The sequence below is a fragment of the Enterobacter sp. 6722112 genome, assembly GCF_058661685.1.
On record NZ_JBZWGR010000007.1, the window covers coordinates 52,771 to 73,321 of the forward strand.

The 20,551-nt window shown below is 54.1% G+C and carries 28 protein-coding genes; 23 read left to right on the forward strand and 5 right to left on the reverse strand.

The genetic code is table 11. The features are described 5' to 3' along the window. Positions 1 to 17 precede the first annotated feature (17 nt). The 3 genes from AC4OVU_RS01675 to AC4OVU_RS01685 all read right to left on the reverse strand — a co-directional run bounded on the left by AC4OVU_RS01675 (position 18) and on the right by AC4OVU_RS01685 (position 1,789). On the reverse strand, positions 18 to 848 hold the full coding sequence (locus AC4OVU_RS01675) for a YfdQ family protein (RefSeq protein ID WP_045339456.1): 831 nt from the start codon (positions 846 to 848) through the stop codon (positions 18 to 20). A gap of 55 nt (positions 849 to 903) precedes the next feature. Next, complete coding sequence (locus AC4OVU_RS01680) at positions 904 to 1,275, reverse strand: YfdP family phage-associated protein (RefSeq protein ID WP_032620624.1); 372 nt, start codon at positions 1,273 to 1,275, stop codon at positions 904 to 906. A gap of 358 nt (positions 1,276 to 1,633) precedes the next feature. After that, positions 1,634 to 1,789 carry a hypothetical protein gene (locus tag AC4OVU_RS01685; RefSeq protein WP_154232880.1) on the reverse strand — a complete coding sequence of 52 codons (156 nt, stop codon included), beginning with the start codon at positions 1,787 to 1,789 and terminating at the stop codon, positions 1,634 to 1,636. Between AC4OVU_RS01685 and AC4OVU_RS01690 the strand changes: the two genes are divergently transcribed. Beyond that, entirely contained in the window at positions 1,788 to 2,042 is a 255-nt protein-coding gene (locus AC4OVU_RS01690) for a hypothetical protein (RefSeq protein WP_032665243.1), read from the forward strand. The two genes, AC4OVU_RS01685 and AC4OVU_RS01690, sit on opposite strands and share 2 nt — an antisense overlap. On the opposite strand, the gene AC4OVU_RS01695 is transcribed toward AC4OVU_RS01690, so the two are convergent. Beyond that, entirely contained in the window at positions 2,014 to 2,214 is a 201-nt protein-coding gene (locus AC4OVU_RS01695; protein WP_032620621.1) for a hypothetical protein, read from the reverse strand. The two genes, AC4OVU_RS01690 and AC4OVU_RS01695, sit on opposite strands and share 29 nt — an antisense overlap. 214 nt (positions 2,215 to 2,428) lie before the next feature. After that, a complete protein-coding gene (locus AC4OVU_RS01700; protein WP_322921323.1) occupies positions 2,429 to 3,082 on the reverse strand; it encodes a LexA family protein in 654 nt (217 codons plus the stop codon). Between the two features lie 93 nt (positions 3,083 to 3,175). Here AC4OVU_RS01700 and AC4OVU_RS01705 point away from each other — a divergent pair, with 93 nt between their 5' ends. The 22 genes from AC4OVU_RS01705 (at position 3,176) to AC4OVU_RS01810 (ending at position 20,551) form a co-directional block, all read left to right on the forward strand. Then, positions 3,176 to 3,373 carry a Cro/CI family transcriptional regulator gene (locus AC4OVU_RS01705; protein WP_491928600.1) on the forward strand — a complete coding sequence of 66 codons (198 nt, stop codon included), beginning with the start codon at positions 3,176 to 3,178 and terminating at the stop codon, positions 3,371 to 3,373. Positions 3,374 to 3,401: 28 nt separating this feature from the next. Continuing rightward, positions 3,402 to 3,614, forward strand: a complete 213-nt coding sequence (locus tag AC4OVU_RS01710) for a hypothetical protein (protein ID WP_491928601.1) — start codon at positions 3,402 to 3,404, stop codon at positions 3,612 to 3,614. Continuing rightward, on the forward strand, positions 3,607 to 4,161 hold the full coding sequence (locus tag AC4OVU_RS01715) for a YmfL family putative regulatory protein (protein WP_491928602.1): 555 nt from the start codon (positions 3,607 to 3,609) through the stop codon (positions 4,159 to 4,161). Before AC4OVU_RS01710 ends, AC4OVU_RS01715 begins: the two co-directional genes overlap by 8 nt. Positions 4,162 to 4,333: 172 nt before the next feature. Next, the gene (locus tag AC4OVU_RS01720; protein ID WP_206689408.1) at positions 4,334 to 5,035 is read left to right on the forward strand and encodes a phage antirepressor KilAC domain-containing protein; all 702 of its coding nucleotides are present in this window, start codon (positions 4,334 to 4,336) and stop codon (positions 5,033 to 5,035) included. Position 5,036: 1 nt separating this feature from the next. After that, positions 5,037 to 5,216, forward strand: coding sequence for a DUF4222 domain-containing protein (locus AC4OVU_RS01725; RefSeq protein ID WP_032634280.1), 180 nt, complete (start codon positions 5,037 to 5,039; stop codon positions 5,214 to 5,216). Further along, positions 5,213 to 6,076 carry a conserved phage C-terminal domain-containing protein gene (locus AC4OVU_RS01730; protein WP_032634282.1) on the forward strand — a complete coding sequence of 288 codons (864 nt, stop codon included), beginning with the start codon at positions 5,213 to 5,215 and terminating at the stop codon, positions 6,074 to 6,076. The genes AC4OVU_RS01725 and AC4OVU_RS01730 overlap by 4 nt, the downstream gene beginning before the upstream one ends. Positions 6,077 to 6,078: 2 nt before the next feature. After that, complete coding sequence (locus AC4OVU_RS01735) at positions 6,079 to 6,969, forward strand: phage N-6-adenine-methyltransferase (RefSeq protein WP_032634317.1); 891 nt, start codon at positions 6,079 to 6,081, stop codon at positions 6,967 to 6,969. Next, positions 6,962 to 8,689: a DNA cytosine methyltransferase gene (locus tag AC4OVU_RS01740; protein ID WP_032634284.1), complete on the forward strand. Its 1,728-nt coding sequence runs from the start codon at positions 6,962 to 6,964 to the stop codon at positions 8,687 to 8,689. Before AC4OVU_RS01735 ends, AC4OVU_RS01740 begins: the two co-directional genes overlap by 8 nt. Beyond that, the gene (locus AC4OVU_RS01745; protein WP_491928603.1) at positions 8,686 to 9,753 is read left to right on the forward strand and encodes a DUF968 domain-containing protein; all 1,068 of its coding nucleotides are present in this window, start codon (positions 8,686 to 8,688) and stop codon (positions 9,751 to 9,753) included. Before AC4OVU_RS01740 ends, AC4OVU_RS01745 begins: the two co-directional genes overlap by 4 nt. A gap of 16 nt (positions 9,754 to 9,769) precedes the next feature. Beyond that, positions 9,770 to 10,375, forward strand: a complete 606-nt coding sequence (locus tag AC4OVU_RS01750) for a hypothetical protein (protein ID WP_045339444.1) — start codon at positions 9,770 to 9,772, stop codon at positions 10,373 to 10,375. 336 nt (positions 10,376 to 10,711) lie between these two features. Beyond that, positions 10,712 to 11,116: a putative holin gene (locus AC4OVU_RS01755; RefSeq protein ID WP_032619483.1), complete on the forward strand. Its 405-nt coding sequence runs from the start codon at positions 10,712 to 10,714 to the stop codon at positions 11,114 to 11,116. Further along, on the forward strand, positions 11,113 to 11,409 hold the full coding sequence (locus tag AC4OVU_RS01760) for a phage holin family protein (RefSeq protein ID WP_045339443.1): 297 nt from the start codon (positions 11,113 to 11,115) through the stop codon (positions 11,407 to 11,409). The genes AC4OVU_RS01755 and AC4OVU_RS01760 overlap by 4 nt, the downstream gene beginning before the upstream one ends. Next, positions 11,406 to 12,035, forward strand: a complete 630-nt coding sequence (locus AC4OVU_RS01765) for a glycoside hydrolase family 19 protein (RefSeq protein ID WP_045339442.1) — start codon at positions 11,406 to 11,408, stop codon at positions 12,033 to 12,035. The genes AC4OVU_RS01760 and AC4OVU_RS01765 overlap by 4 nt, the downstream gene beginning before the upstream one ends. 1 nt (position 12,036) lies before the next feature. After that, on the forward strand, positions 12,037 to 12,312 hold the full coding sequence (locus tag AC4OVU_RS01770) for a hypothetical protein (RefSeq protein ID WP_080339014.1): 276 nt from the start codon (positions 12,037 to 12,039) through the stop codon (positions 12,310 to 12,312). Between the two features lie 270 nt (positions 12,313 to 12,582). Next, positions 12,583 to 13,020, forward strand: a complete 438-nt coding sequence (locus AC4OVU_RS01775) for a hypothetical protein (RefSeq protein ID WP_072050704.1) — start codon at positions 12,583 to 12,585, stop codon at positions 13,018 to 13,020. Positions 13,021 to 13,369: 349 nt separating this feature from the next. Next, the gene (locus AC4OVU_RS01780; RefSeq protein WP_048701749.1) at positions 13,370 to 13,873 is read left to right on the forward strand and encodes a DUF1441 family protein; all 504 of its coding nucleotides are present in this window, start codon (positions 13,370 to 13,372) and stop codon (positions 13,871 to 13,873) included. A gap of 3 nt (positions 13,874 to 13,876) precedes the next feature. Further along, the gene (locus AC4OVU_RS01785; protein WP_491928604.1) at positions 13,877 to 15,994 is read left to right on the forward strand and encodes a phage terminase large subunit family protein; all 2,118 of its coding nucleotides are present in this window, start codon (positions 13,877 to 13,879) and stop codon (positions 15,992 to 15,994) included. Next, positions 15,991 to 16,206, forward strand: a complete 216-nt coding sequence (locus AC4OVU_RS01790; RefSeq protein ID WP_048221188.1) for a hypothetical protein — start codon at positions 15,991 to 15,993, stop codon at positions 16,204 to 16,206. The genes AC4OVU_RS01785 and AC4OVU_RS01790 overlap by 4 nt, the downstream gene beginning before the upstream one ends. Before the next feature lie 8 nt (positions 16,207 to 16,214). Further along, positions 16,215 to 17,735: a phage portal protein gene (locus AC4OVU_RS01795; protein WP_133550955.1), complete on the forward strand. Its 1,521-nt coding sequence runs from the start codon at positions 16,215 to 16,217 to the stop codon at positions 17,733 to 17,735. Beyond that, positions 17,683 to 19,785: a ClpP-like prohead protease/major capsid protein fusion protein gene (locus AC4OVU_RS01800; protein ID WP_491928605.1), complete on the forward strand. Its 2,103-nt coding sequence runs from the start codon at positions 17,683 to 17,685 to the stop codon at positions 19,783 to 19,785. The genes AC4OVU_RS01795 and AC4OVU_RS01800 overlap by 53 nt, the downstream gene beginning before the upstream one ends. A 71-nt stretch (positions 19,786 to 19,856) precedes the next feature. Beyond that, positions 19,857 to 20,195: a DUF2190 family protein gene (locus AC4OVU_RS01805; protein ID WP_148576945.1), complete on the forward strand. Its 339-nt coding sequence runs from the start codon at positions 19,857 to 19,859 to the stop codon at positions 20,193 to 20,195. After that, positions 20,195 to 20,551 carry a head-tail joining protein gene (locus AC4OVU_RS01810; protein ID WP_491928606.1) on the forward strand — a complete coding sequence of 119 codons (357 nt, stop codon included), beginning with the start codon at positions 20,195 to 20,197 and terminating at the stop codon, positions 20,549 to 20,551. The genes AC4OVU_RS01805 and AC4OVU_RS01810 overlap by 1 nt, the downstream gene beginning before the upstream one ends.

Sequence of the window (20,551 nt, forward strand, 5' to 3'; positions counted from 1 at the left end):
TTATTAAGGCTGAGCAATTACGCTTTAAAGTTACCGATGAAGGTTTCAACTGTGTCGCCGTCGAATTTCTCGATCAGCAGATCACGGAACTCATTGGCAATAGCTTCTTCCTGCGCTTCAAGCTGGACAATGCGCAGAACAAAACATGGTTCATCATTTGTCAGTAAGCTGTTACGCAGGCTGAAACGGCGTTCGCCAAGACCTTCATACGGTACGCATTTAAATTCAAACGCCACTGGCATAACGTCTTTGCTATTGGCTTCAACGCTCTGCATGAGGGATTTTTTACCGCTGAAATCACCGTCTTCGTGATCCTGCTGCGTTGCCTGCTGGATAGTGATACGGCGGACCGCCTGAGCAGCCTGGGAAATTTGCATGGTCCCGCCTTCCGCATCGAATGCCAAAAGGTAATCGCTCCAGTCTTCCAGCCATTCAGCGATCTGCTTCTGTTTCAGTCGTTGACCGTTGATCTGTAGCAGTGCGCGGAATGGAGCTGTTTGTTTCAGGCTGATTGAAGCAATGTTGTCAGCATGACCAGGATTATCCAGCGTGCCGATATTGAAGATGGAACGGGCGGTCATCTTGTCAGCATCAATAAAGCAGCGAGCTTTCTCGGTTGAGCTGGCGTATCCCTTTGAGTAACGGACAAAGTCTTCAATGCTGGTTGTGCCCATGGCGCCACGGAAGCGGAAGCGCTCCAAAGAGAAGCGCTCAAGGCTTTCGACGTTTGTCCCGTCCGGAAGCAATGCAGTCGGGCAAGCCAGACCATGGATATCATTCAGATGATAGCCGGAGAGAACCAGGTCTTTAACCTGTTTGATGGCGCTGCTGTCTAATTGCTGAGACATAAAATTCCTTATTTGCTAATGATCGAAGTGGTTGCAGTGAATTGGTTGAGGCGGTTCACTGAGCCGCTTTAAGCTTTCCGTCAACGCCGCCGTTGATGCCGAACAACTGTCCCTGATCTTCCTGGAGGATGGTCAGCTTGCCGCCTTTGTTAACCCACATTGGTGTTTCGGTGGTGTCTTCTTCGGAGGCTTTACCGCGCGGGGTTGGGGTGACGTAGTTCAGCTTGTGCTTGATCTTGACGCGCTTCTCTTCGACGGAATTACCCATACGCTCAATATCAAAGGTGAGAACTACTTTGCCTTTGGTACCGTTGTTCAGAACGCCAAGCGCGGTAGTGTTTAAAGCTGCCGAGATCTTGTTCATGAACACGCCGGCATCCAGTTCGCCCAGGAAATCGGGCACTACGGTCATGCGGTCATTACTCATGGTTTTACCCTCTGTGAGGCGGCTGCCACCGCCAGTGGAACTTCTCCATACACAACAGAAAAGGGCACCTGCGCTTCGGCTATGGGTAGGAGGTCCATTTCCATAGCGCCCGGGTGGATTGGGGAATGAGCCCGTCGCCCGGCGATGCCCTTGTCTGTTGTGTAAAAAGGGCGGTACCAGGGACTTCTAAGGTTGGTACTGGTACCGCCAAGACTACACACAGCAATTCACATATTGTGGCGGTGGTGCCTCCACCTGCCGGACCGGCCAGAACCGGCGACGCTACACCTCAAGAAACGTATTCATTTCAAATGTTGAAATAAAAACTTGTCGGCCTCGTCACGTGCGCAGAGCCGCATTACCACAACTGGAAGCGCACTCCGCCTGTTTGCTTACCTGTCATCCACAACCGATAGTTGATGGAGTGCGCTTTCATGTTGTGCGCCTGTCTTTTCACCACTTCAGGCTCGGTGGTACTCTGGTCGCTCTCACACAGCCAGAAGGAAAATTTCATGCGCGGAGTCGTCGTACATAATGAGCACCGCATTGGTTACATCGTTATCCGTGACCAGTTCGGAGAATTCACGGTTGCTGAGCTTTCCGGCGGGTATGAAGTTGTAAAAGGTGACATCATCGAAGGAAATATTCATTCTGAAGGCGATGAAACCCTTTATAACTTGACCCAAGCAGAGCACCAAAAAGTCTACGTACAGGGACACGGAATGTCCGAGCAGGCATCTATTCTGATGATCCGAAGCACTCGTTGATCCATTCCCGGAACAGAGCGCAGTGCTTTAACGTTGTGTTGCAGTATTCGACTGAGACAATGTGGCCTTGTGTTAAATGAGGCTTAATCTCTTCGTTGAACTGCAACCCTCGTTTGGCTGCCAGCTCCAGACGAGCAATTTTTTCTAAAAGCGCTTCTAACTTCTCATCCATTGGCTTTCTCCACTTCACACTGGCGAATCATCCCGGTCTTCATATGCCCCGGGCGGCTACTTCGTGGGCGTCCTGCCAGTTTGCTGTTGACGGATTTAATGTAGGATATCCAACCTGTGGGTGTCAAGATTAAATGTAGGAAATCCAACATTAAAGTGTTGGGATATAAAAAAACCGGGCAAGAGCCCGGCTAGTTTGGAAGGGAAATGTTAGATTAGAAATCCATTACTACTTGTTTGACCAGGCCCACGATGCGGCAGTTTTCTCCGCACTCTATGGTTTTAAAATTTGGATTAAGCGGGACCAGATACCTGTTTGGCCAATCTTCAACAAACTTTTTGAGGGTGGCTTCTTGACCGCCATTTATATGGGCAACCACGATTTTACCGTTGAGATATTCAATATCCATAATGTCAGGTTCAACGATGACTATAGACCCTTCTGGTATTGAGGGAGCACCTAATGGATTTGTCATCGAGTCGCCGCGCACTCTCAATGCAAATGCCATGTCGGATACAAGCGCCGTTGTATAAACCCACTGCTCGGCGTCATCTTCCTTGACACCAGGGTCTGTCATCGTCCAGGACCCAGCTTGAACCCATGATATCAATGGTACCTTTCTAACCGAGAATATTTCTGGCTTTAGATTAACCTTAGGTTCAGGAGAACCCTTCCCACTTACAAGCCATAGAGGATCGCATTTTAACGCGTTGGCAAGGGCTTGAAGGTTGGCACCATTAGGTTGGTAGTCGTCCTTTTCCCATCCTGTAACCGTGACACGATTCACACCAGCTATATCAGCTAGTGCTTGCTGCGTCAGATTCAGTTCCTTTCGCCTTTGGCGGATTCGATCGCTCATATTCATCATGTAGGTAATCCTACCACTTGGCGAGGTAAGATTCTTGACATTGTAATGTTGGATATCCTACATTGTGTGGGTGTCAACTAACAGGAGTTAACAATGCGGAAGTCCGATGTGATTAATTTTTTCGGCGGTGTATGCAAAACCGCCGAAGCCCTTGGAATTAAGCACCCGTCGGTTTCAGAGTGGCCGGAAATTATTCCGGAGGGGCGAGCTTATCAACTCGAAAACATTACTCGCGGAAAACTAAAGGTCGACGTGTCTTTATACCAAAAGTCTAACGATACAGCGGCTTGAAAGATACCACAGAAGAGAGGTGAAGGCCGTGGGTAAAGAATCTGCAGGGGAAGTTAAACGTCAACCCGTCCAGCCATGTAAGTCCAAGCTTGAGGTTTTAGAAACTCTTACCAATGAAGAAATTCAAGAGGCAAGGGGAGCTGCTGAAAGGATTGCGGCTTCGATCGGTTTTTATGTCAGGAAACCAGGAATATCACCAGAGGACGGTTCGGCACCAACAGAGGAAAAAGCCTATGAATGAACCGCATTGGAAAGTAGAACGCCAGCCAGCTTGGCTGGTGGCCGCAATCAAGAAGTCCATAACCGATCTGCAGGGTGGTTACGCCGAAGCTACTGATTGGCTCGGGACTACTGAAAACGCCTTATTCAACCGCCTGCGTGCTGAAGGCGATCAGATTTTCCCACTCGGCTGGGCGATGGTGCTGCAACAGGCTGGTGGAACTCACTACGTCGCTGATGCTGTGGCGCGGCATTCTGGTGGTGTCTTTGTACCGCTGGTAGCGCTTGAGGGCGTCGACAATGCCGACATCAATGATCGTCTGCTGGAGACGATGGAGTGGATAGGTCGACATTCGCAGATGATCCGGGGCTTTATTGCCGATGGGGTAATTGATGAGCGCGAGCGCCAGGCAATTGACGAGAATAGCTATCAGGTTATGGCGAAGTGGCAGGAGCACATCACGCTGCTGTATCGCGTTTTTTGCCAGCCAGAAATGAGTGACGCCCGCGAGTGTGCAGCTCCGGGCGTCGTGGCAGATAAATCTATGTGTATGGAGAAATCCGCATGAGCAATTTAACAGCAATTCCTCGTTTACCGCAACTTCGGTCGTTTCCGCTCCCGGACGCGCCGTTGTTCAGGTATGAGCGAATGGTAGCAGGGCGCTGGGTTGCATGTAACCACAGTCGCGCGGCTCTCATTGTGGGGGTATTCAACCGGAGGGCTGCGGCATGGTACGGCAAATGAACCAAACAGGCGCGCCGGCGTCACTACCAGTTTTTAGCTCCAGCCCTATGACCATGGGAAGCCGTGAGATCGCCAGGCTGACAGAAAAGCGTCACTCAGATGTGATTCGCGACATTGAACGAATGTTTGAACAACTGGGAGAGGATGTAAGAGGGTATGCGCAAAACTTCGTACACCCCCAAAATGGACAAACTTACCGCGAGTATCGCTTAGACCGCGAGCATACCGAATGCCTCGTTGCAGGTTATAGCGCTCCTTTGCGTATGAAGATCATCCGTCGCCTGCGTGAGCTTGAGGGTGGGGCACCGTCAGTTCCTCAGACCCTGCCTGAAGCTCTCCGCCTGGCTGCTGATATGGCTGAACAAAATGCGCAGCTGGCGCATAAGGTACAGCAGGACGCGCCGAAGGTAGCTTTCGTCGAACACTATGTTGAAGCCGGTGGTGCCAAAAGCCTGCGCGAAACAGCGAAAATCCTGAACATGCCTGAAAAGGCAATGATCGACGCTCTCCTGCGAGACAAGGTGCTGTTCCGTCAGTCCGGCAATCTCCTGCCACATGCACTTCGCCAGCGCGAAGGACTATTCACTGTCAAAACGGGCACTTCTGACTTCGGCCATGCCTACACCCAGACACGTGTCACACCTCGTGGTGTTGAGTGGATTGCCCAGCGCTACGCCTCAGAGCTGATGGGAGGGTGATATGAGCTGCAATCATCAAATTCTCGATCGACATTACCGCGATCACCACGGCATCGTCGCCAACGTTATCAGATACGAGCGAGACAGTCAGAAGGTTGTATATAAGCGTCCTGGTTACGAGTGGGAGTGCGCGGCACCGTTACTTATTTTCCGTGCCCGATTCAGGAGGATCGACAAGTGAGTGTGAAATTATCCTCCTACGTCTGGGATGGTTGTGCAGCAGCAGGAATGAAGCTGTCCAGCGTGGTCATTATGGCGCGCCTGGCTGATTTCAGCAGCGATGAGGGGGTTTGCTGGCCGTCTATAGCGACAATTGCCCGCCAGATTGGAGCTGGGGAAAGTACTGTCAGGACTGCTATAGCGAAGCTTGAGAAAGAAGGTTGGCTAACACGCAAACAGCGTCGCCAGGGCAACCGCAATGCCTCGAACGTCTATCAACTGAATGTCGTGAAACTTCAGGCTGCTGCTCTTTCTCACCTGTCAGAATCTGACGCCTCAAATTCTGACGCATCAGATTCTGACCCCTCAAAATTTGAGGCGTCGAAATCCGGTAATCAGGGCGGGTTTGACCCGTCAGAATCTGGCGGGGATCCGTCAGTAAAATCAACTACTGATCCATCAGATAAAAAACCTTCTTGTCCGGTTGCACCGCAACCCGACCCTGAGGTTGTGATCACCGATAACGCCATTCTGGTGCTAACCCACTTAAACCAGGTTAGTGGCTCTCGGTATCAGAAATCAAAGACCTCTCTGGAGAATATCCGAGCCCGGCTGCGGGAGGGGTATACCGTCAGTGATCTGAAGCTGGTTGTTGACCTGAAGCATGAGCACTGGAACGGCAACGATGAGCACTACCAGTACATGCGACCTGAAACGCTGTTTGGCCCTAAAAAGTTTGAAGGCTACCTGCAAAGCGGGATCCGCTGGGACAAGAAAGGCCGCCCTCCGCGTGAAAGTTGGGGTGAAAAGAAACATGATCCGATGAAATTTGGTGGGCCGGACAAAGCCATTCCAACTGGCTTCAGGGGAGCGAAACAATGAGCATGAATACTGATAACAAATATTGCCGTGCATTGGCTGAACTCCGCGCAAAACCAGCGCACGAATTGAAAGAGGTTGGGGATCAGTGGCGTACACCAGATCTACTGTTTTGGGGCATAAATTCGATATTTGGCCCGTTGGTTCTGGATCTGTTCGCAGACGACAGCAATGCAAAATGCCCTGCCTGGTATACCGCCGAAGATAACGCGCTGACGCAGGATTGGTCTGAGCGTCTGGCAGAACTCGGTGGTGCCGCGTTTGCTAACCCGCCATACAGCCGTTCTCAGTACCATGAAAAGCAGGCCATCACTGGCATGACCCACATCATGAATCACACAATGGCGATGCGTGATAAAGGTGGTCGTTACATCTACTTGGTGAAGTCAGCCACAAGTGAAACATGGTGGCCGGAAGATGCCGATCACATCATGTTTATTCGTGGTCGTATTGGGTTCGATCTTCCTGTTTGGTTTGTTCCCGCTGACGAGAAGCAGCAACCCACCAGCGCATTTTTTGCCGGGGCTATTGCAGTCTTCGATAAAACGTGGCGCGGTGAAAGCTTCAGCTATATCAATCGCACCGAACTGGAAGAAAAAGGGCGGGCTGCATTGTCATTGGCTCAATTCGCCGCGGCAAAAATGGTCCTGCCGACATTGCCGGAAAAGGTGATGCCTGCTCCAATTGAAACGCCTGAGGTTGAGTCGCGCATCTGGCCGCTTGAAGTTGGCCTGGTATTTAATCAGGTTGAAGGCGCAGATTCTCTGGAGTTAAACCAGCAGAACAAGCTTAAAGCGAACATCAATCAGCTCTGGCTTGAGCGTATGCCCACCAGCGAAATAATCACTGTCGCTGGTGGTCTGGTCAGCAGTATGCAGGGGGCTGTCAATGCGTGAGATCATCGTTGATAACTTTGCTGGTGGTGGTGGTGCGAGTACCGGTATAGAGCTGGCGATCGGGCGTAGTGTGGATATCGCCATTAATCATGACGAAAACGCTATTGCGATGCATAAAACGAATCACCCTGACACGCTGCATTATTGCGAGTCGGTGTTTGACGTTGACCCAAGCGCCGCCACCAGCGGTAAACCTGTCGGTCTGGCCTGGTTTAGCCCTGACTGCCGCCACTTTTCCAAAGCGAAGGGCGCTAAGCCAGTTAAGAAAGAGATTCGCGGGCTGGCGTGGATTGTCCTGCGTTGGGCGCTGGCAGTACGTCCCCGTGTCATGATGCTGGAGAACGTCGAAGAATTTAAGACATGGGGACCTCTGCTGGATGAAGAATTACGCCCGGATCCAGAGCGTGCAGGTGAAACGTTCGAGGCATTTGTCGGCATGCTGTCTACGGGGATCGCGGCGAATCATCCTGCATTGGCTGAAGTATGTGAATTCCTTGCCATTGAGCCACACGGCCAGCAGGCGCAACAGCTGATCGCCGGTCTTGGTTATGAGGTTGATTATCGCGAGCTGCGTGCGTGTGACTTCGGCGCGCCGACGATAAGAAAGCGTTTCTTCATGGTCATGCGCTGTGACGGCCGCCAGATTCAGTGGCCTGAAGCGACCCATGGTGATCCGAAATCATTGGAGGTACAGAGCGGCAAGCTGGCGCCATGGCGTACCGCTGCGGAGTGCATTGACTGGAGTATCCCGACTCTGTCCATCTTCGACCGCAAAAAGCCACTGGCGGAAAATACGCTCAAACGCATCGCGCGTGGTATTGAGCGGTTTGTGCTGAACAATCCGACTCCGTTTATTGTGAAGTGCAATCACACCAGCAGTCGCACGGCATATGACTGCTTTCGTGGGCAGGATATTGATAGTCCGCTGCAGACTATTACCAAGACCCACGGATACGCTGTCGTTACCCCGTTTATTGCCGGTAATGGTGGTAGCGAATATCAGGCGAAACCTCGTGCGATAAATAAGCCAGCCCACACCGTGTTGAAAGAATCTCGCGCCTGCCTGGTGGCACCGATGATAGCCCGCCAGTTTGGTAACAGTACCGGTCACGGCGCTGATGAACCCAATGGAACGGTAACCGCTGGCGGCGGTGGAAAGTCGCAGCTGGTGACAACCTTTCTGGCGAAGCACTTCGGCGGTAATTATGCGGGGCTAGGTGCCGCTATGGATGTACCAGCGCATACCGTAACGACCACTGATCACCATGCTGTTGTGACCTCGCATCTGGTTCACCTGCGTGGTACCTGCAAAGACGGTCGGAAAGTGGAACAGCCCATGCCTACTGTTACCGCCGGCGGCCAACATATCGGAGAGGTTCGCGCCTTTCTGATGAAGTACTACGGCAATGAAAAAAGCGGCGTATCACTGGATGAACCACTGGGGACTGTCACTACCAATGATCGTTTTGGGCTGGTAACGGTTGATGGTGCCGACTACCAGATCGTCGATATCGGCATGAGAATGTTACAGCCACATGAGCTTTATCGGGCTCAGGGATTCCCGGCAGGCTACATCATCGATCAGGATTATCGCGGCAAACGCTATGCAAAAGATAAGCAGGTTGCCCGTTGCGGTAATGCAGTACCTCCGCCTTTTGCTGAGGCGCTGGTGCGGGCAAATCTTCCTGAAATGTGCTCAGAGCAGCGGGAGGTGGCGTGAGAGCATTACTTAAGCCCGACATCGCTCGCAGTCTGGGTGTTGTCTTATTGAAGCCAGGCAGCGAACTGATGAGCCTCTTTCACCAGGGGCGCATTCTGATCGAGCCAGAACCAAAATCAATGTCACACCTGCCTTCGGGCAGGGTGCCTGATGCCCGGCAACCACTTGCAGAAGATAAATCCCTCGAGTCTTTTTTCACTGATGAGCGAGTTATCAAAGCTGCTGGTGGCATGCCTGCTCTGGAGGCATGGTTACGCCGCAGGTATCAGCATTGCCAGTGGCCACACTCCGATTATCACCATGCTGAACTGGTCACAATGCAGTTTGAGCCCGGAGCAATGCTTCTATGCTGGCATTGTGATAATGAATTGCGGGACCAGTCTACAGAGCGACTATCGGCGCTGGCACGTAAGAATGTCATTGAGTGGGTTGTGGATTCGATATTGATGTCACTCCGGGCTGGTAAAGATCGTGAGCTTTCTGTCGCAGAACTGTGCTGGTGGGCCGTGTATGCCGGTGTGGCAGATGCCATTCCGGAAGGTCTGGCCGCCAGGGCGCTGAGGCTACCGTATGAACCATTCCCTACCGTCTACAAAGAAAGCAGCATTATCGCAGCAGACAACAGGCCAACCATTGCCCTGCAAGGAAAGATAAAAGCAGCAGAGGCATTGAAAAGATGCAGGCCGGGAGCAAACCAGCAGGAGGCTCAGGGACAACAGCCTAAGGTATTAGCGCTGGGGGCGGATCCAGAGTCACCGGAATCTTTTATGCTCCGGCCAAAGCGTCGGCGCTGGACCTGCGAGGATTACACCCGATGGGTTAAAGCTCAGCCTTGCTCTGGATGCAGAAGGCCTGCCGACGATCCCCACCACATAATCGGGAATGGAATGGGTGGCACCGCCACCAAGGCCCACGACCTCTTCGTGTTCCCTCTGTGCAGAGAGTGTCACGACGAGCTTCATGCCGATGTAGCGGCGTTCGAGAAGAAGCACGGCACGCAGCTGGAGCTGCTGTTCCGTTTTCTGGATTGGGCGCTGGCAATCGGCGTAATAATAAATAAGTAAGTGTATGGAGTTGAGAATGACACCGCAGCAACGACGCAAGCATTTTAACGCTCTTAACGCAGTGGCGAATGCCACGCATAAGCGCTATCTGGGGAAATCCGTATTACTTACTGGTATCCAGGCTGGCTGGATCAAATCACTCCTTTGCGTTTGGGGTGAAGGTGTTAGAGGTGATGTTGCACCCCGAAGACCAACCGGACATTCATGCTGGAATGTAATCCGTGGGAAAAATTGGTCTGACAAAGCGATCGAGCGCTTCACTACTGCGCTGAATCAGGCGAGGGAAGAGGGCTTTCGTGGAGAACAGGCCATGAGGCGTGCGCGTTCAATTCTTTGGCCCGAACCACAAGTCAGCGTGATCGATGAGGCTATGAGCAATGACGACGTAGAATTTGTCGAGGAAGCGGTTCTTCAGGCATTCGAGTTGACAGATCCGGTTTACGTGGTCGGGTGCCAGTATTACACCACCCGCAAAAAAATCTCAGATATCTCCAGAGAACTCCAGCGCTTAGCTCCATGGTTGACAGATAGAGAGGCCAGAGAACGTGTGCGTTGGTGTCTTGAGATATTCCGGGCAAAGGTATTTCTTTCGGTGCGAAGAGGTCTTGAGAAAGTTTCCTGAGAACACTTTTTAGCAAAAAATGCTATTTGTGTTATTAAACGTTGAAAACGCGTCAAGAAATTAGATAATTCTTCCATGCTTGGCAGAGCTGCGCCGCGATGGCAGCGAATCTAAGCGACAATTTGATTATAACGAAAGCCCCGCGAGTCGGGGCTTTCGCTTTCCGGCGATACGACAGGGGTATTCGCGAAGGTGTATAGCACCAGTACCCCTGTCATATCGTCGATCTCACCTGATTTACCAATCCAAATATCTTTCAGAAGGCTGCCATCCGGTGGCCTTTTTTCTTTCCCCTCAATTTTTCTGAGAGGATCCACAGCAAGAAGAGGGGGCTAAATGTCCGCAGAACCAATATCTGCAACGGTAACGGCAGGCGTGGCCGCCGGTACTACCGGAATTACTTTCGCCACGCTGTTTCCTGAAGCCACACCTGCGGTAATGGTTTGCTCACTCGCTGGGGCGGCGCTGTACATCCTCAGTTCTGAGGACCATAAAATCTGGAAGCAGATTATTTTTGCGCTGATTTCTTTCATCGGTGGTGTTTACTGTGCCGGTACTGCTTCAGAAATTATCGCCGCCCTTATCAACGCCGGACTAAATCAGCTTAGCCCGCCTGTCAGCATAAAAGTTTCACCTGCGATTGGCGCACTGGCGGCATCCACTGTTTCAGTGACTGTCCTGCTCAGGGTGCTCAAGCGTTCACGGACCGGAAACTTACCCGGTCTGAAGGGGGAAGAATGACGTGGCTAATGCAGAACTTACCATGGCTGCTGCTTCACCTTAACGCAGTGGCCTGCATCATGATCCCGATACGTCTGATGTTCTTCAGGAAACGGGGTATGCGGCGTCGGCGGCTAATGGAGCTCCTCGCTTACGCCCTCATTCTGGCACCAGCCTATACAGCCTTTCGAATCTGGCATGGTGACTACGTTCAGGTCGATTACGGTGAAATCCTCATCAATGTTGTTGTCTGCGTTGCTGTCTGGCGTGCGGGCGGCAATATCGCTCGTATTACTGGAGAGAGCACAACGTGAATCAAACACAATTTCAAAAGGCGGCAGGTATAAGCGCCGGGTTAGCTGCGCGCTGGTTTCCGCATATCGACGCTGCTATGAGGGAATACGGCATCACCGCACCGCTAGATCAGGCCATGTTTATTGCCCAGATGGGGCATGAAAGCACCAGATTTACCCGGCTGGTAGAAAATCTTAATTATGCGGCTGAAAACCTGGTCCCTACGTTCGGCAGCCACCGCATCACTTCACAGCAGGCCGCTGCACTTGGCAGAACGGCAACGCAACCGGCAAACCAGAAAGCGATCGCCAATCTGGTATACGGTGGTGAGTGGGGAAAAGATCACCTGGGCAATCAGGTTGCCGGTGATGGCTGGAAATATCGTGGTCGTGGTCTGAAACAGGTTACCGGCCTGAGCAACTACCGCAGTTGTGGCCAGGCGTTGAAACTGGACCTTGTTACCCACCCGGAGCTGCTTGAACAGGATGAATACGCCGCGCGCTCAGCTGCATGGTTCTATTCGTCTCGCGGTTGCCTGCTTCATTCCGGGGACGTGGAGCGCGTGACACTGCTAATCAATGGCGGCCGCAACGGGCTGGATAAACGCCGCGCGCTGTTTAATCTGGCGAAATCAGTTCTGGTGTGAGGTGAATGTGGGTATCGAGACAATAATCGGGCTGGTCGCGTTGGTGATTTCAGCTATAGCTGGAGCTTTTGGCATGGGCCATATTCGCGGCACCAGCAAAGCGGAAGCAAAAGCTGACCAGCAGCGCAACGAAGATAACACAGCTGCAATGGTCACAGCAGCCGAACGCCGGGTAGAGGCAACAAAAGAGGGCAGCAATGTACAGCAGACTGTTAACCATATGCCTGGCGACGATGTTGATCACGAGTTGCGGGACAACTGGACCCGTAAGGGTTGAGGTAGTGGACACGGCTTGCGACTGGGTTAAACCCATCTACGGTACAGCGCACGACTGGGATGTACTGGACAGGCAGACGAAGCGCGACATCTTGGCGCATAACAAAGTGTGGCAGGTAAACTGTCATCCAAGATAGAAACTCGTCCGTGAAGCTCTGACACAGTATCTCCTCTGGATTTTAAACGTAGCAAATTCATTTAGTCTTGCAACGGCAGGTATTTGTTAAGCACGTATGGTATAAAATAACCTCCTAATTTGAAGGAGGTTCAAATGTTTCAAGAAATCTGCACTTGGTCATGGTCAACTATATGGTCGGCGGTATCTGCGATATTTACAGCAGCAACTGTCGGCGTAGCGTGGTGGGCAATGCGTATTTGGCGTCAACAGGAAGCTTTGAAAGCTAAAATGTCTCTTAAAATGGCAGTAGCTGAATATTCAAATGCATTATCTCAGCTACCTGTAAACCTTGCATCCCCGCAAATCCGCATTGAAAAAAGACCTGAATTAAGAGATTTAAGAATTAAATTAAATGCCGTAATGAATTCATTTCTTGTATGTGAGCACATGCTGGAGAGATATCCTCGAGTAGTAAGTTGTTGCCGTTCTTTGCCTGATACCCATAAGGAATACGTTAGAGGTAGGGATAACAATATTCAGGCGAAATACCTCTGCCACCTTCTTCTTTCTCAACCATTTGTTTTTAAATAAAAGAGCTATTATTTGGCTCTACCAAATAAATCGTTTGGTTCATCAAGTGTTATAACAACATCAAACCGTTTTGCCATTGAACTAGCAGCCCAGATGAATCCTTGGATAAAAAGCTAGGCGCCGCTTATGGCGTGGGCCAGAACAAATCTCGAAGGCAGTGAAATATCGACTATAAAGTACGAAATTTAAAAGGTACTCCTGGCGATTCTTAATACCGAGGGGGCGAGGACACGCGGAAAACGGCTAGTTTTTTGCATTTTATGGGTTTCATCATCATCCGTTTAACCTATTGATATTTCAGTCCTGAGCATTTGCAGGATGTCGAAATGACTATTTTTTGTTCACCATCATGGATAACGAACTGAAAAATTTCCGGCTGAATATCACTCAGCTGGCCGCCATTACCGATCTGCACCGTCAGACGGTCGCAGGCAAGCTGGCAAATGTGCAACCCGCACCCGGCAGCAACCCGAAACTGAAGCTTTATGCCATCACCGATATTTTGCGTGAGCTGCTGACAAGCACCACACCGTCCGAGCTGGTGGACGTCGACAAAATGCTTCCCCCGGATCGTAAAGCCTGGTTTCAGTCGGAGCGTGAACGGCTTAAGTTTCAGCAGGAAACAGGGGAGCTGATCCCGGCATCAGAAGTCACCAGGGAGTTTTCCTCCATGGCGAAAGCAATGGTCCAGGTGCTGGAAACGTTACCCGATATTCTTGAGCGCGATTGCGCCATGACCCCTGCAGCGGTTGTCAGGGTGCAGCAGGTTATTGACGATCTGCGCGATCAGATAGCCCTCAAAGTTGAGCAGGCCGACTCACCGGAACAGGAGGATACGCCAGAAGAGGAGTAAGTCATGCGACAGGCCACGGCAGCGGAAGTCAGGCGTAACGCTTCCGCCATTCTCAAAGCCCCGCGCCGTATGCCTGTGGCTGAGGCGGTTCAGAAATTTATGCGCGTACCCATGGGGGCCGGTAACTCGGTACCGTGGGACCCTGCCGTCGCCCCTTATGTGATTGAGCCGATGAACTGTCTCGCGATGCGTGAATACGATGCGGTGGTGTTTGTGGGGCCGGCACGAACGGGGAAAACGATCGGCCTGGTGGATGGCTGGGTTGTATACAACATTGTCTGCGACCCGTCCGATATGCTCGTCGTTCAGATGACCGAAGAGAAAGCCCGCGAACATTCAAAAAAGCGACTGGCGCGAACCTTCCGTGTCAGTCCTGAGGTGGCAAAACGCCTGAGCCCGTTGCGAAACGACAACAACGTGCATGATCGTACTTTTCTGGCGGGGAACTATCTCAAGATCGGCTGGCCTTCCATCAACATCATGTCCTCGTCAGATTTCAAATGTGTGGCGCTCACGGATTATGATCGCTTCCCTGAGGACATCGACGGCGAGGGTGACGGTTTTACCCTGGCTTCCAAACGTACCACGACGTTTATGTCTGCTGGTATGACTCTGGTGGAGTGTTCGCCAGGTCGGGACATTCGCGACAGCAAATGGCGCCGCAAGTCTCCCCATGAAGCACCACCAACGACAGGCGCGCTTTCTCTGTACAACCGTGGCGATCGTCGTCGGTGGTACTGGCCGTGCCCGCACTGTGGTGAATATTTTCAGCCAGCGATGGAGGCGATGACCGGCTACCGCGATGAGCCTGATCCGGTAAAAGCCAGCGAATCGGCCCATCTGCTTTGCCCGCACTGCAGCAGCGTTATCACCGCAGATAAAAAGCGCGAGCTTAACGGGGTGGGCGTCTGGTTGCGTGAAGGTCAGAGTATTGACCGTGACGGCAATATTTCCGGTGAGCCACGGCGTTCTCGCATTGCATCTTTCTGGATGGAAGGCCCGGCAGCCGCGTACCAGACATGGGCACAGTTGGTGTACAAACTGCTGACCGCTGAGCAGGAGTATGAAGCGACCGGCAGCGAAGAAACCCTTAAGGCGGTTATCAACACCGACTGGGGGCTGCCGTACCTGCCGCGCTCTGCCAGCGAACAGCGACGCGCCGATGCGCTGATGCTTCGCGCGGAGGATTACGGTAAACGACTGGTCCCGCCAAAAGTGCGTTTCCTGCTGGCGGCCGTGGACGTCCAGGGCGGCAAAAAGCGACGTTTCGTCGTGCAGATTATCGGTTATGGCGAAAACGGTGAACGCTGGCTGGTGGACCGCTACAACATCCGCCAGTCGCTGCGCTGCAATGAGCATGGTGAGGCGGAGCCGATCCATCCCGGCGCGTATCCGGAGGACTGGCAGCTGCTGGTCTCCGATGTGCTGGAAAAAACGTATGCGCTTCAGTCTGACCCTACGCGGCGTATGCCGGTGCTGGCCATGGCCGTCGACAGCGGCGGTGAAGAGGGCGTGACCGACAACGCCTATAAATTCTGGCGCCAGTGCCGCCGTGACGGCCTGGGTAAACGTGTTTACCTGGTCAAGGGTGACAGCACAAAGCGGCAGAAAATCATCACCAAAACTCACCCGAATAATACCGAACGCAGCGACCGTCGCGCCGATGCGCGTGGCGAGGTGCCGGTGTATCTGCTGCAGACCGACCTGCTCAAGGATCAGCTCAGCAACAATCTGGACCGTGAGACCCCCGGTGCGGGCTATATCCATTTTCCTGACTGGCTGGGTGAATGGTTCTACGAGGAACTTACCTACGAAGAGCGCGGTGTGGACGGTAAATGGCGGAAGCCTGGCAAGGGCGCCAACGAAGCCTTTGACCTGTTCTGCTATGCCCATGCCGTTGCGGTTCTGCGCGGCTACGAAAAAATTCGTGACTGGGAAAACCCCCCTGCCTGGGCTGAGCCGCAGGATCTCAACCCAAATATTCATGAAGGGGAACGCCCCCGGGAGATAACCGTGAAAAAAACAAAACCTGTTCAGTCGACTGTCCAGGCTGAACCTGAAAAGGGCGCCGGACTGTCCGGCAGCTGGCTGGGATCTTCCGGTAAGGGGGGCTGGCTGTGACGAAAGACGACATCTGGAGAACGCTGCTGATGGTGCGTCAGGCCTACCAGGATTCGCTGGACGGCAAGAGTATCTCCTTTACCGGCGTAAATGGTCGCGCCATTACCAACCACGATCCGAAAGCGCTGCGCGACGAGCTTGAATACTGGGAGCGTCGCTGGCGGGCGGTCAACAGCCGTGGTGGTTCGTACAAACTCGCTAACTTTCTGTAAGGCGTTCTATGGGCATTCTTGAAAGAACACTGGGGGCTATTTCCCCCGGGTGGGCAGCGGCGCGCGCACGGGACAGACTCCGGCTTAATGCGTATGAAGCGGCCAACCCGTCACGGCTGCACAAGGCCAAAAAGCAAAGCCAGTCTGCGGACACCTCGGTATTTGCAGCAGGCCAGTCCCTGCGGGAACAGGCCCGCTGGCTCGATGAAAACCATGACCTCGTGATCGGCCTGTTCGACAAAATGGAAGACCGGGTAATTGGCGCCCACGGCATCCATGTTGAGCCCCAGCCTCTCGATCTGGAGGGCAATCTCCATTCCGATTTCGCCGGGCAGCTTTCGGCACTCTGGGCGGAATGGTCCGTGCGTCCGGAAGTGACCGGCATGTTTACCCGCCCGGAAGCCGAGCGCCTGCTGTTGCGTTCTGCGCTGCGTGACGGGGAAGTGTTCACGCAGCTGGTCAGGGGGAATGTGCCGGGCCTGCAGCATGCCACCTCCGTACCGTTCTCGCTGGAAATGCTGGAGGCGGATTTTGTGCCGTTCAACCTGAACAGCACCGCCGGCCAGCAGGTTCGCCAGGGCATCATCGTGAACGACTGGGGCCGCCCTGTCGGGTACCGGGTTTACAAATACCACCCGGCGAACATGACGCGGTTCAGCGCCGAACTCAAAACCGTCTCAGCTGACAACATGCTTCACCTGGCGCAACGCAAGCGACTGCACCAGTTGCGGGGTATCAGCCTGATCCACGGGGTCATTACCCGTCTGTCAGACATTAAGGATTATGAAGAGAGCGAGCGCGTGGCCGCCCGTATTGCCGCTGCGCTTGGGTTCTATATCAAGCGTGGCGATGCGCAGTCCCTTGGCGATGAAAGTGAGTTTTCAGCGCCCGGTGGTCAGCGTCACTACGATATCGCGCCGGGCATGATTTACGACGAACTCCGGCCCGGCGAAGACCTGGGCATGGTGGAGTCAAACCGCCCGAATGTTCATCTCTACGAATTCCGAAACGGGCAGATGCGGGCTGTGGCCGCCGGTACGCGCGGCAGCTATTCCAGCATTGCCCGGGACTACAACGGTACCTACAGCTCCCAGCGTCAGGAGCTGGTGGAGAGCTTCGAAGGGTACAACGTTCTGCAACAGTGGTTTGTCGGCCAGCACAGCCGGCCTGTTTACCGTGCATGGCTGGCGATGGCGTTGCTGAGCGGCGTTGAAGTCCCGCCGGATGTGGATCCGAATTCTCTCTATAACGCGCTTTATCTCGGGCCGGTGATGCCGTGGATTGATCCGGGCAAGGAGGCGAACGCCTGGAAAGCCATTGTGCGTGGCGGTGCCGGTACTGAAGCGGAATGGGCGCGGGCCAGGGGGAAAAATCCTCAGGAGGTTAAGCGCCAGCGACTGCGTGAAACTGAATTTAACCGTAAACACGGGCTGGTGTTTGATTCCGACGCCGCCAATGACAAAGGAGCGATGCCAGATGCAACGGCAAAACCAGACGATAAACGGCGTGAGCCGGACGATGATGATTAACCCCCGCGCCAGCCTGGCGGGTGTCGATGCGGCAAACGGCCAGTGCTGGTACGAAATCCGCGCGCTGGCTGCCGGACGGGTCGAAATCTTCCTTTATGACGTGATCGGCGGCTGGGGTATCACTGCCCAGCAGTTCGTCGCCGACTGTAAAGAGGCGGGGGTGTTTGAGGCCAGCGCGGTGGATTTGCATATCCACAGCCCCGGCGGCGATGTGATGCAGGGGTTTGCCATCTACAACACCCTGTCGCGGCTGAAAGCGAAGGTGGATATCTGGGTGGACGGCGTGGCGGCCAGCATGGCCTCGATGATTGTTTGCCTGCCCGGCGCCACGGTGCACATGCCGGAAAACGCCTGGATTATGGTCCACAAACCGTGGGGCGGTATCGCCGGGGATTCTGACGACATGCGCGATTACGCCGCCTGGCTTGATCGTAACGAAGCCCTGATGCTCAGTGCCTACATGAACAAAACCGGACTGGGGCAGGAGGAGCTGGAAGCGATGCTGAAAGCGGAGACCTGGCTTAACGGTGCCGAGGCGGTGGAAAAAGGTTTCGCCGATATGCTTGAACCTGAACTGCAGGCCGCGGCCTGTGTGAATGAAAATAAACTGAAGGATTACCAGAACATGCCAGAACAGATTAAATCCCTTTTTGCGCCGCGCGCCGAAGCCCCGGTGAATCAGCCACAGCAACCTGCGCCGGTACAGGCAAACCTTAACCCGCCAGCACCACAACAGCCCGCGCCGCAGATGACAAACATCGATATCACCGCGCTGGCCCAGCAGCTGCAGCAGCAGATGCAGACGGCAAACGCGGAGCGCGTGAATTCTGTCTCAGCCGTGTTTGAGGCGTTCCCGGCCTTCGCGACGCTGAAGGCGGAATGCCTTGCTGACTTCACCTGCAACGCCGAAAAGGCCCGCGACAAACTGCTGCAGGCGCTGGCGGCGGGGACCACCCCAAGCGCCGGTCCGGGGGCCATTCACCTCCACGCCGGCAACGGTAATCTGGTCGGTGACTCCATCCGCGCGGCTATCATGACCCGTGCGGGTTATGCGCAGGCTGAGAAAGATAACGCCTACAATGGTTACACCCTGCGAGAGCTGGCGCGTGCCTCCCTGGTGGATCGTGGAATTGGCATTTCCGGTCACGCGGCGCCGCTGGCGATGGTCGGACTGGCGTTCACCCACAGCAGCAGCGATTTCGGCAATATCCTGATGGATGTGGCGCATAAAGCTGCGCTGATGGGCTGGGATGAAGCCAGTGAAACCTTTGACCAGTGGACCCGCAAGGGCACGCTGACCGATTTCAAAACCGCGCACCGCGTTGGCCTAGAAGCCTTCCCGACCCTGCGCAAGGTACGCGCCGGGGCGGAATATAAGTATGTCACGCTGAAAGATCGCGGCGAACCGATTGCCCTGGCCACTTATGGCGAACTGTTCAGCCTTGACCGTCAGACCATCATCAACGATGACCTGGACATGCTGACCCGTATTCCGATGGCGATGGGCGGCGCGGCGCGTGCCACCATCGGCGATCTGGTATGGGCGGTGCTGACCAGCAACCCGAAAATGTCGGACGGCAAGCCGTTGTTCCATGCCGATCACGGCAACCTGGTCTCTGCCGACCTGAGTATCGAAGGGCTGGATTCCGCACGCCAGGCGATGCTGCTGCAGAAATCCGGCGATCGCCGCCTGAACATTCGCCCGGCCTTTATGCTGACGCCGGTGGCGATTGAGTCACGCGCGAATCAGTTGATCAAATCGGCCAGCGTGCCGGGTGCGGATGCCAACAGCGGCATTTCCAACCCGATCCAGAACTTCGCCACGGTACTTTCTGAGGCGCGACTGGATGACAGCAGCCCGACCGATTACTACCTGGCGGCTGCGAAGGGGCGCGACACCATTGAGGTGGCCTATCTCGACGGCATCGACACCCCGTATCTGGAGCAGCAGCAGGGCTTCACCGTTGACGGTGCCGCCTTCAAGGTGCGCATCGATGCCGGGGTGGCCGCGCTTGACCACCGTGGCATGGTGAAAGTCACCAAAAAATAACGACCGTCATCTGACGGTTTTTTTATACCCGGGGTGGTGCTGACCGCCCCTTTTCTTTGCGGAGAATAACAATGGCGACAAATTATTATCAGGACGGCACCACGATGGACTGGAGTAACAGCACGGGTAAGGACGTGAAATCCGGCGATCCGGTGGCGGTCGGGCAGTTTATGGGCGTGGCACACGGGGATATCCCGGATGGCGGGGAAGGCGTTCTGCATACCACGGGGGTCTTTGTGCTGCCTAAAGTGGCGGACGAAACCTGGCAGCGCGGCACAAAACTGTACCTTAACGATGCCGGGCTGCTGACGGCGGTGAAGCCTGCCGACGACGCGCTGGTGGTGGCGGGCACGGCGTGGATCACCAACAACCCCGGCGAAACCGAAACCCGCGTGCGCCTGGGGTTCTGATGAACCGCTTTCGTCAACGTCTGTTAAACGCAGATGCCCGGATCTCCCGGGCATTTGCCGAAGAGGTGCCTGCCGTCCTGTCTATCGACGCTGAGTTGCGTCCTGTTACCGTGATTTTCGAGACGCCTGATGCCCCGGTTGACGTGCCCGGCGGGGGGCAAATTCAGGATCGCTCTCCGGCATTCAGCGCGATGACCGCCGATATCGCGGGGCTTGAGAAGCACCACGGCGTGGAGATCAACGGCGCGGCTTATCGTGTGACGCACGTCGGGACTGATGAAGAAGGCCGTACCCGCGTCACGCTGGCGTATGGCGCACCGGGTAAGGTGCAGCCGGATATCAATAAGTGGAGCTGA

Excerpts from the sequence above, each read along its gene's own strand:
- AC4OVU_RS01805 (WP_148576945.1), top strand. The coding sequence starts at position 19,857 with ATGGCGACAAATTATTATCAGGACGGCACCACGATGGACTGGAGTAAC.
- AC4OVU_RS01720 (WP_206689408.1), top strand. The coding sequence starts at position 4,334 with ATGAACCAAACAGGCGCGCCGGCGTCACTACCAGTTTTTAGCTCCAGC.
- AC4OVU_RS01690 (WP_032665243.1), top strand. The coding sequence starts at position 1,788 with ATGCGCGGAGTCGTCGTACATAATGAGCACCGCATTGGTTACATCGTT.
- AC4OVU_RS01680 (WP_032620624.1), bottom strand. The coding sequence starts at position 1,275 with ATGAGTAATGACCGCATGACCGTAGTGCCCGATTTCCTGGGCGAACTG.
- AC4OVU_RS01725 (WP_032634280.1), top strand. The coding sequence starts at position 5,037 with ATGAGCTGCAATCATCAAATTCTCGATCGACATTACCGCGATCACCAC.
- AC4OVU_RS01755 (WP_032619483.1), top strand. The coding sequence starts at position 10,712 with ATGTCCGCAGAACCAATATCTGCAACGGTAACGGCAGGCGTGGCCGCC.
- AC4OVU_RS01775 (WP_072050704.1), top strand. The coding sequence starts at position 12,583 with ATGTTTCAAGAAATCTGCACTTGGTCATGGTCAACTATATGGTCGGCG.
- AC4OVU_RS01750 (WP_045339444.1), top strand. The coding sequence starts at position 9,770 with ATGACACCGCAGCAACGACGCAAGCATTTTAACGCTCTTAACGCAGTG.
- AC4OVU_RS01800 (WP_491928605.1), top strand. The coding sequence starts at position 17,683 with ATGCAACGGCAAAACCAGACGATAAACGGCGTGAGCCGGACGATGATG.
- AC4OVU_RS01705 (WP_491928600.1), top strand. The coding sequence starts at position 3,176 with ATGCGGAAGTCCGATGTGATTAATTTTTTCGGCGGTGTATGCAAAACC.
- AC4OVU_RS01700 (WP_322921323.1), bottom strand. The coding sequence starts at position 3,082 with ATGATGAATATGAGCGATCGAATCCGCCAAAGGCGAAAGGAACTGAAT.
- AC4OVU_RS01785 (WP_491928604.1), top strand. The coding sequence starts at position 13,877 with ATGCGACAGGCCACGGCAGCGGAAGTCAGGCGTAACGCTTCCGCCATT.
- AC4OVU_RS01810 (WP_491928606.1), top strand. The coding sequence starts at position 20,195 with ATGAACCGCTTTCGTCAACGTCTGTTAAACGCAGATGCCCGGATCTCC.
- AC4OVU_RS01735 (WP_032634317.1), top strand. The coding sequence starts at position 6,079 with ATGAATACTGATAACAAATATTGCCGTGCATTGGCTGAACTCCGCGCA.
- AC4OVU_RS01675 (WP_045339456.1), bottom strand. The coding sequence starts at position 848 with ATGTCTCAGCAATTAGACAGCAGCGCCATCAAACAGGTTAAAGACCTG.
- AC4OVU_RS01795 (WP_133550955.1), top strand. The coding sequence starts at position 16,215 with ATGGGCATTCTTGAAAGAACACTGGGGGCTATTTCCCCCGGGTGGGCA.
- AC4OVU_RS01695 (WP_032620621.1), bottom strand. The coding sequence starts at position 2,214 with ATGGATGAGAAGTTAGAAGCGCTTTTAGAAAAAATTGCTCGTCTGGAG.
- AC4OVU_RS01715 (WP_491928602.1), top strand. The coding sequence starts at position 3,607 with ATGAATGAACCGCATTGGAAAGTAGAACGCCAGCCAGCTTGGCTGGTG.
- AC4OVU_RS01780 (WP_048701749.1), top strand. The coding sequence starts at position 13,370 with ATGGATAACGAACTGAAAAATTTCCGGCTGAATATCACTCAGCTGGCC.
- AC4OVU_RS01760 (WP_045339443.1), top strand. The coding sequence starts at position 11,113 with ATGACGTGGCTAATGCAGAACTTACCATGGCTGCTGCTTCACCTTAAC.
- AC4OVU_RS01685 (WP_154232880.1), bottom strand. The coding sequence starts at position 1,789 with ATGAAATTTTCCTTCTGGCTGTGTGAGAGCGACCAGAGTACCACCGAG.
- AC4OVU_RS01740 (WP_032634284.1), top strand. The coding sequence starts at position 6,962 with ATGCGTGAGATCATCGTTGATAACTTTGCTGGTGGTGGTGGTGCGAGT.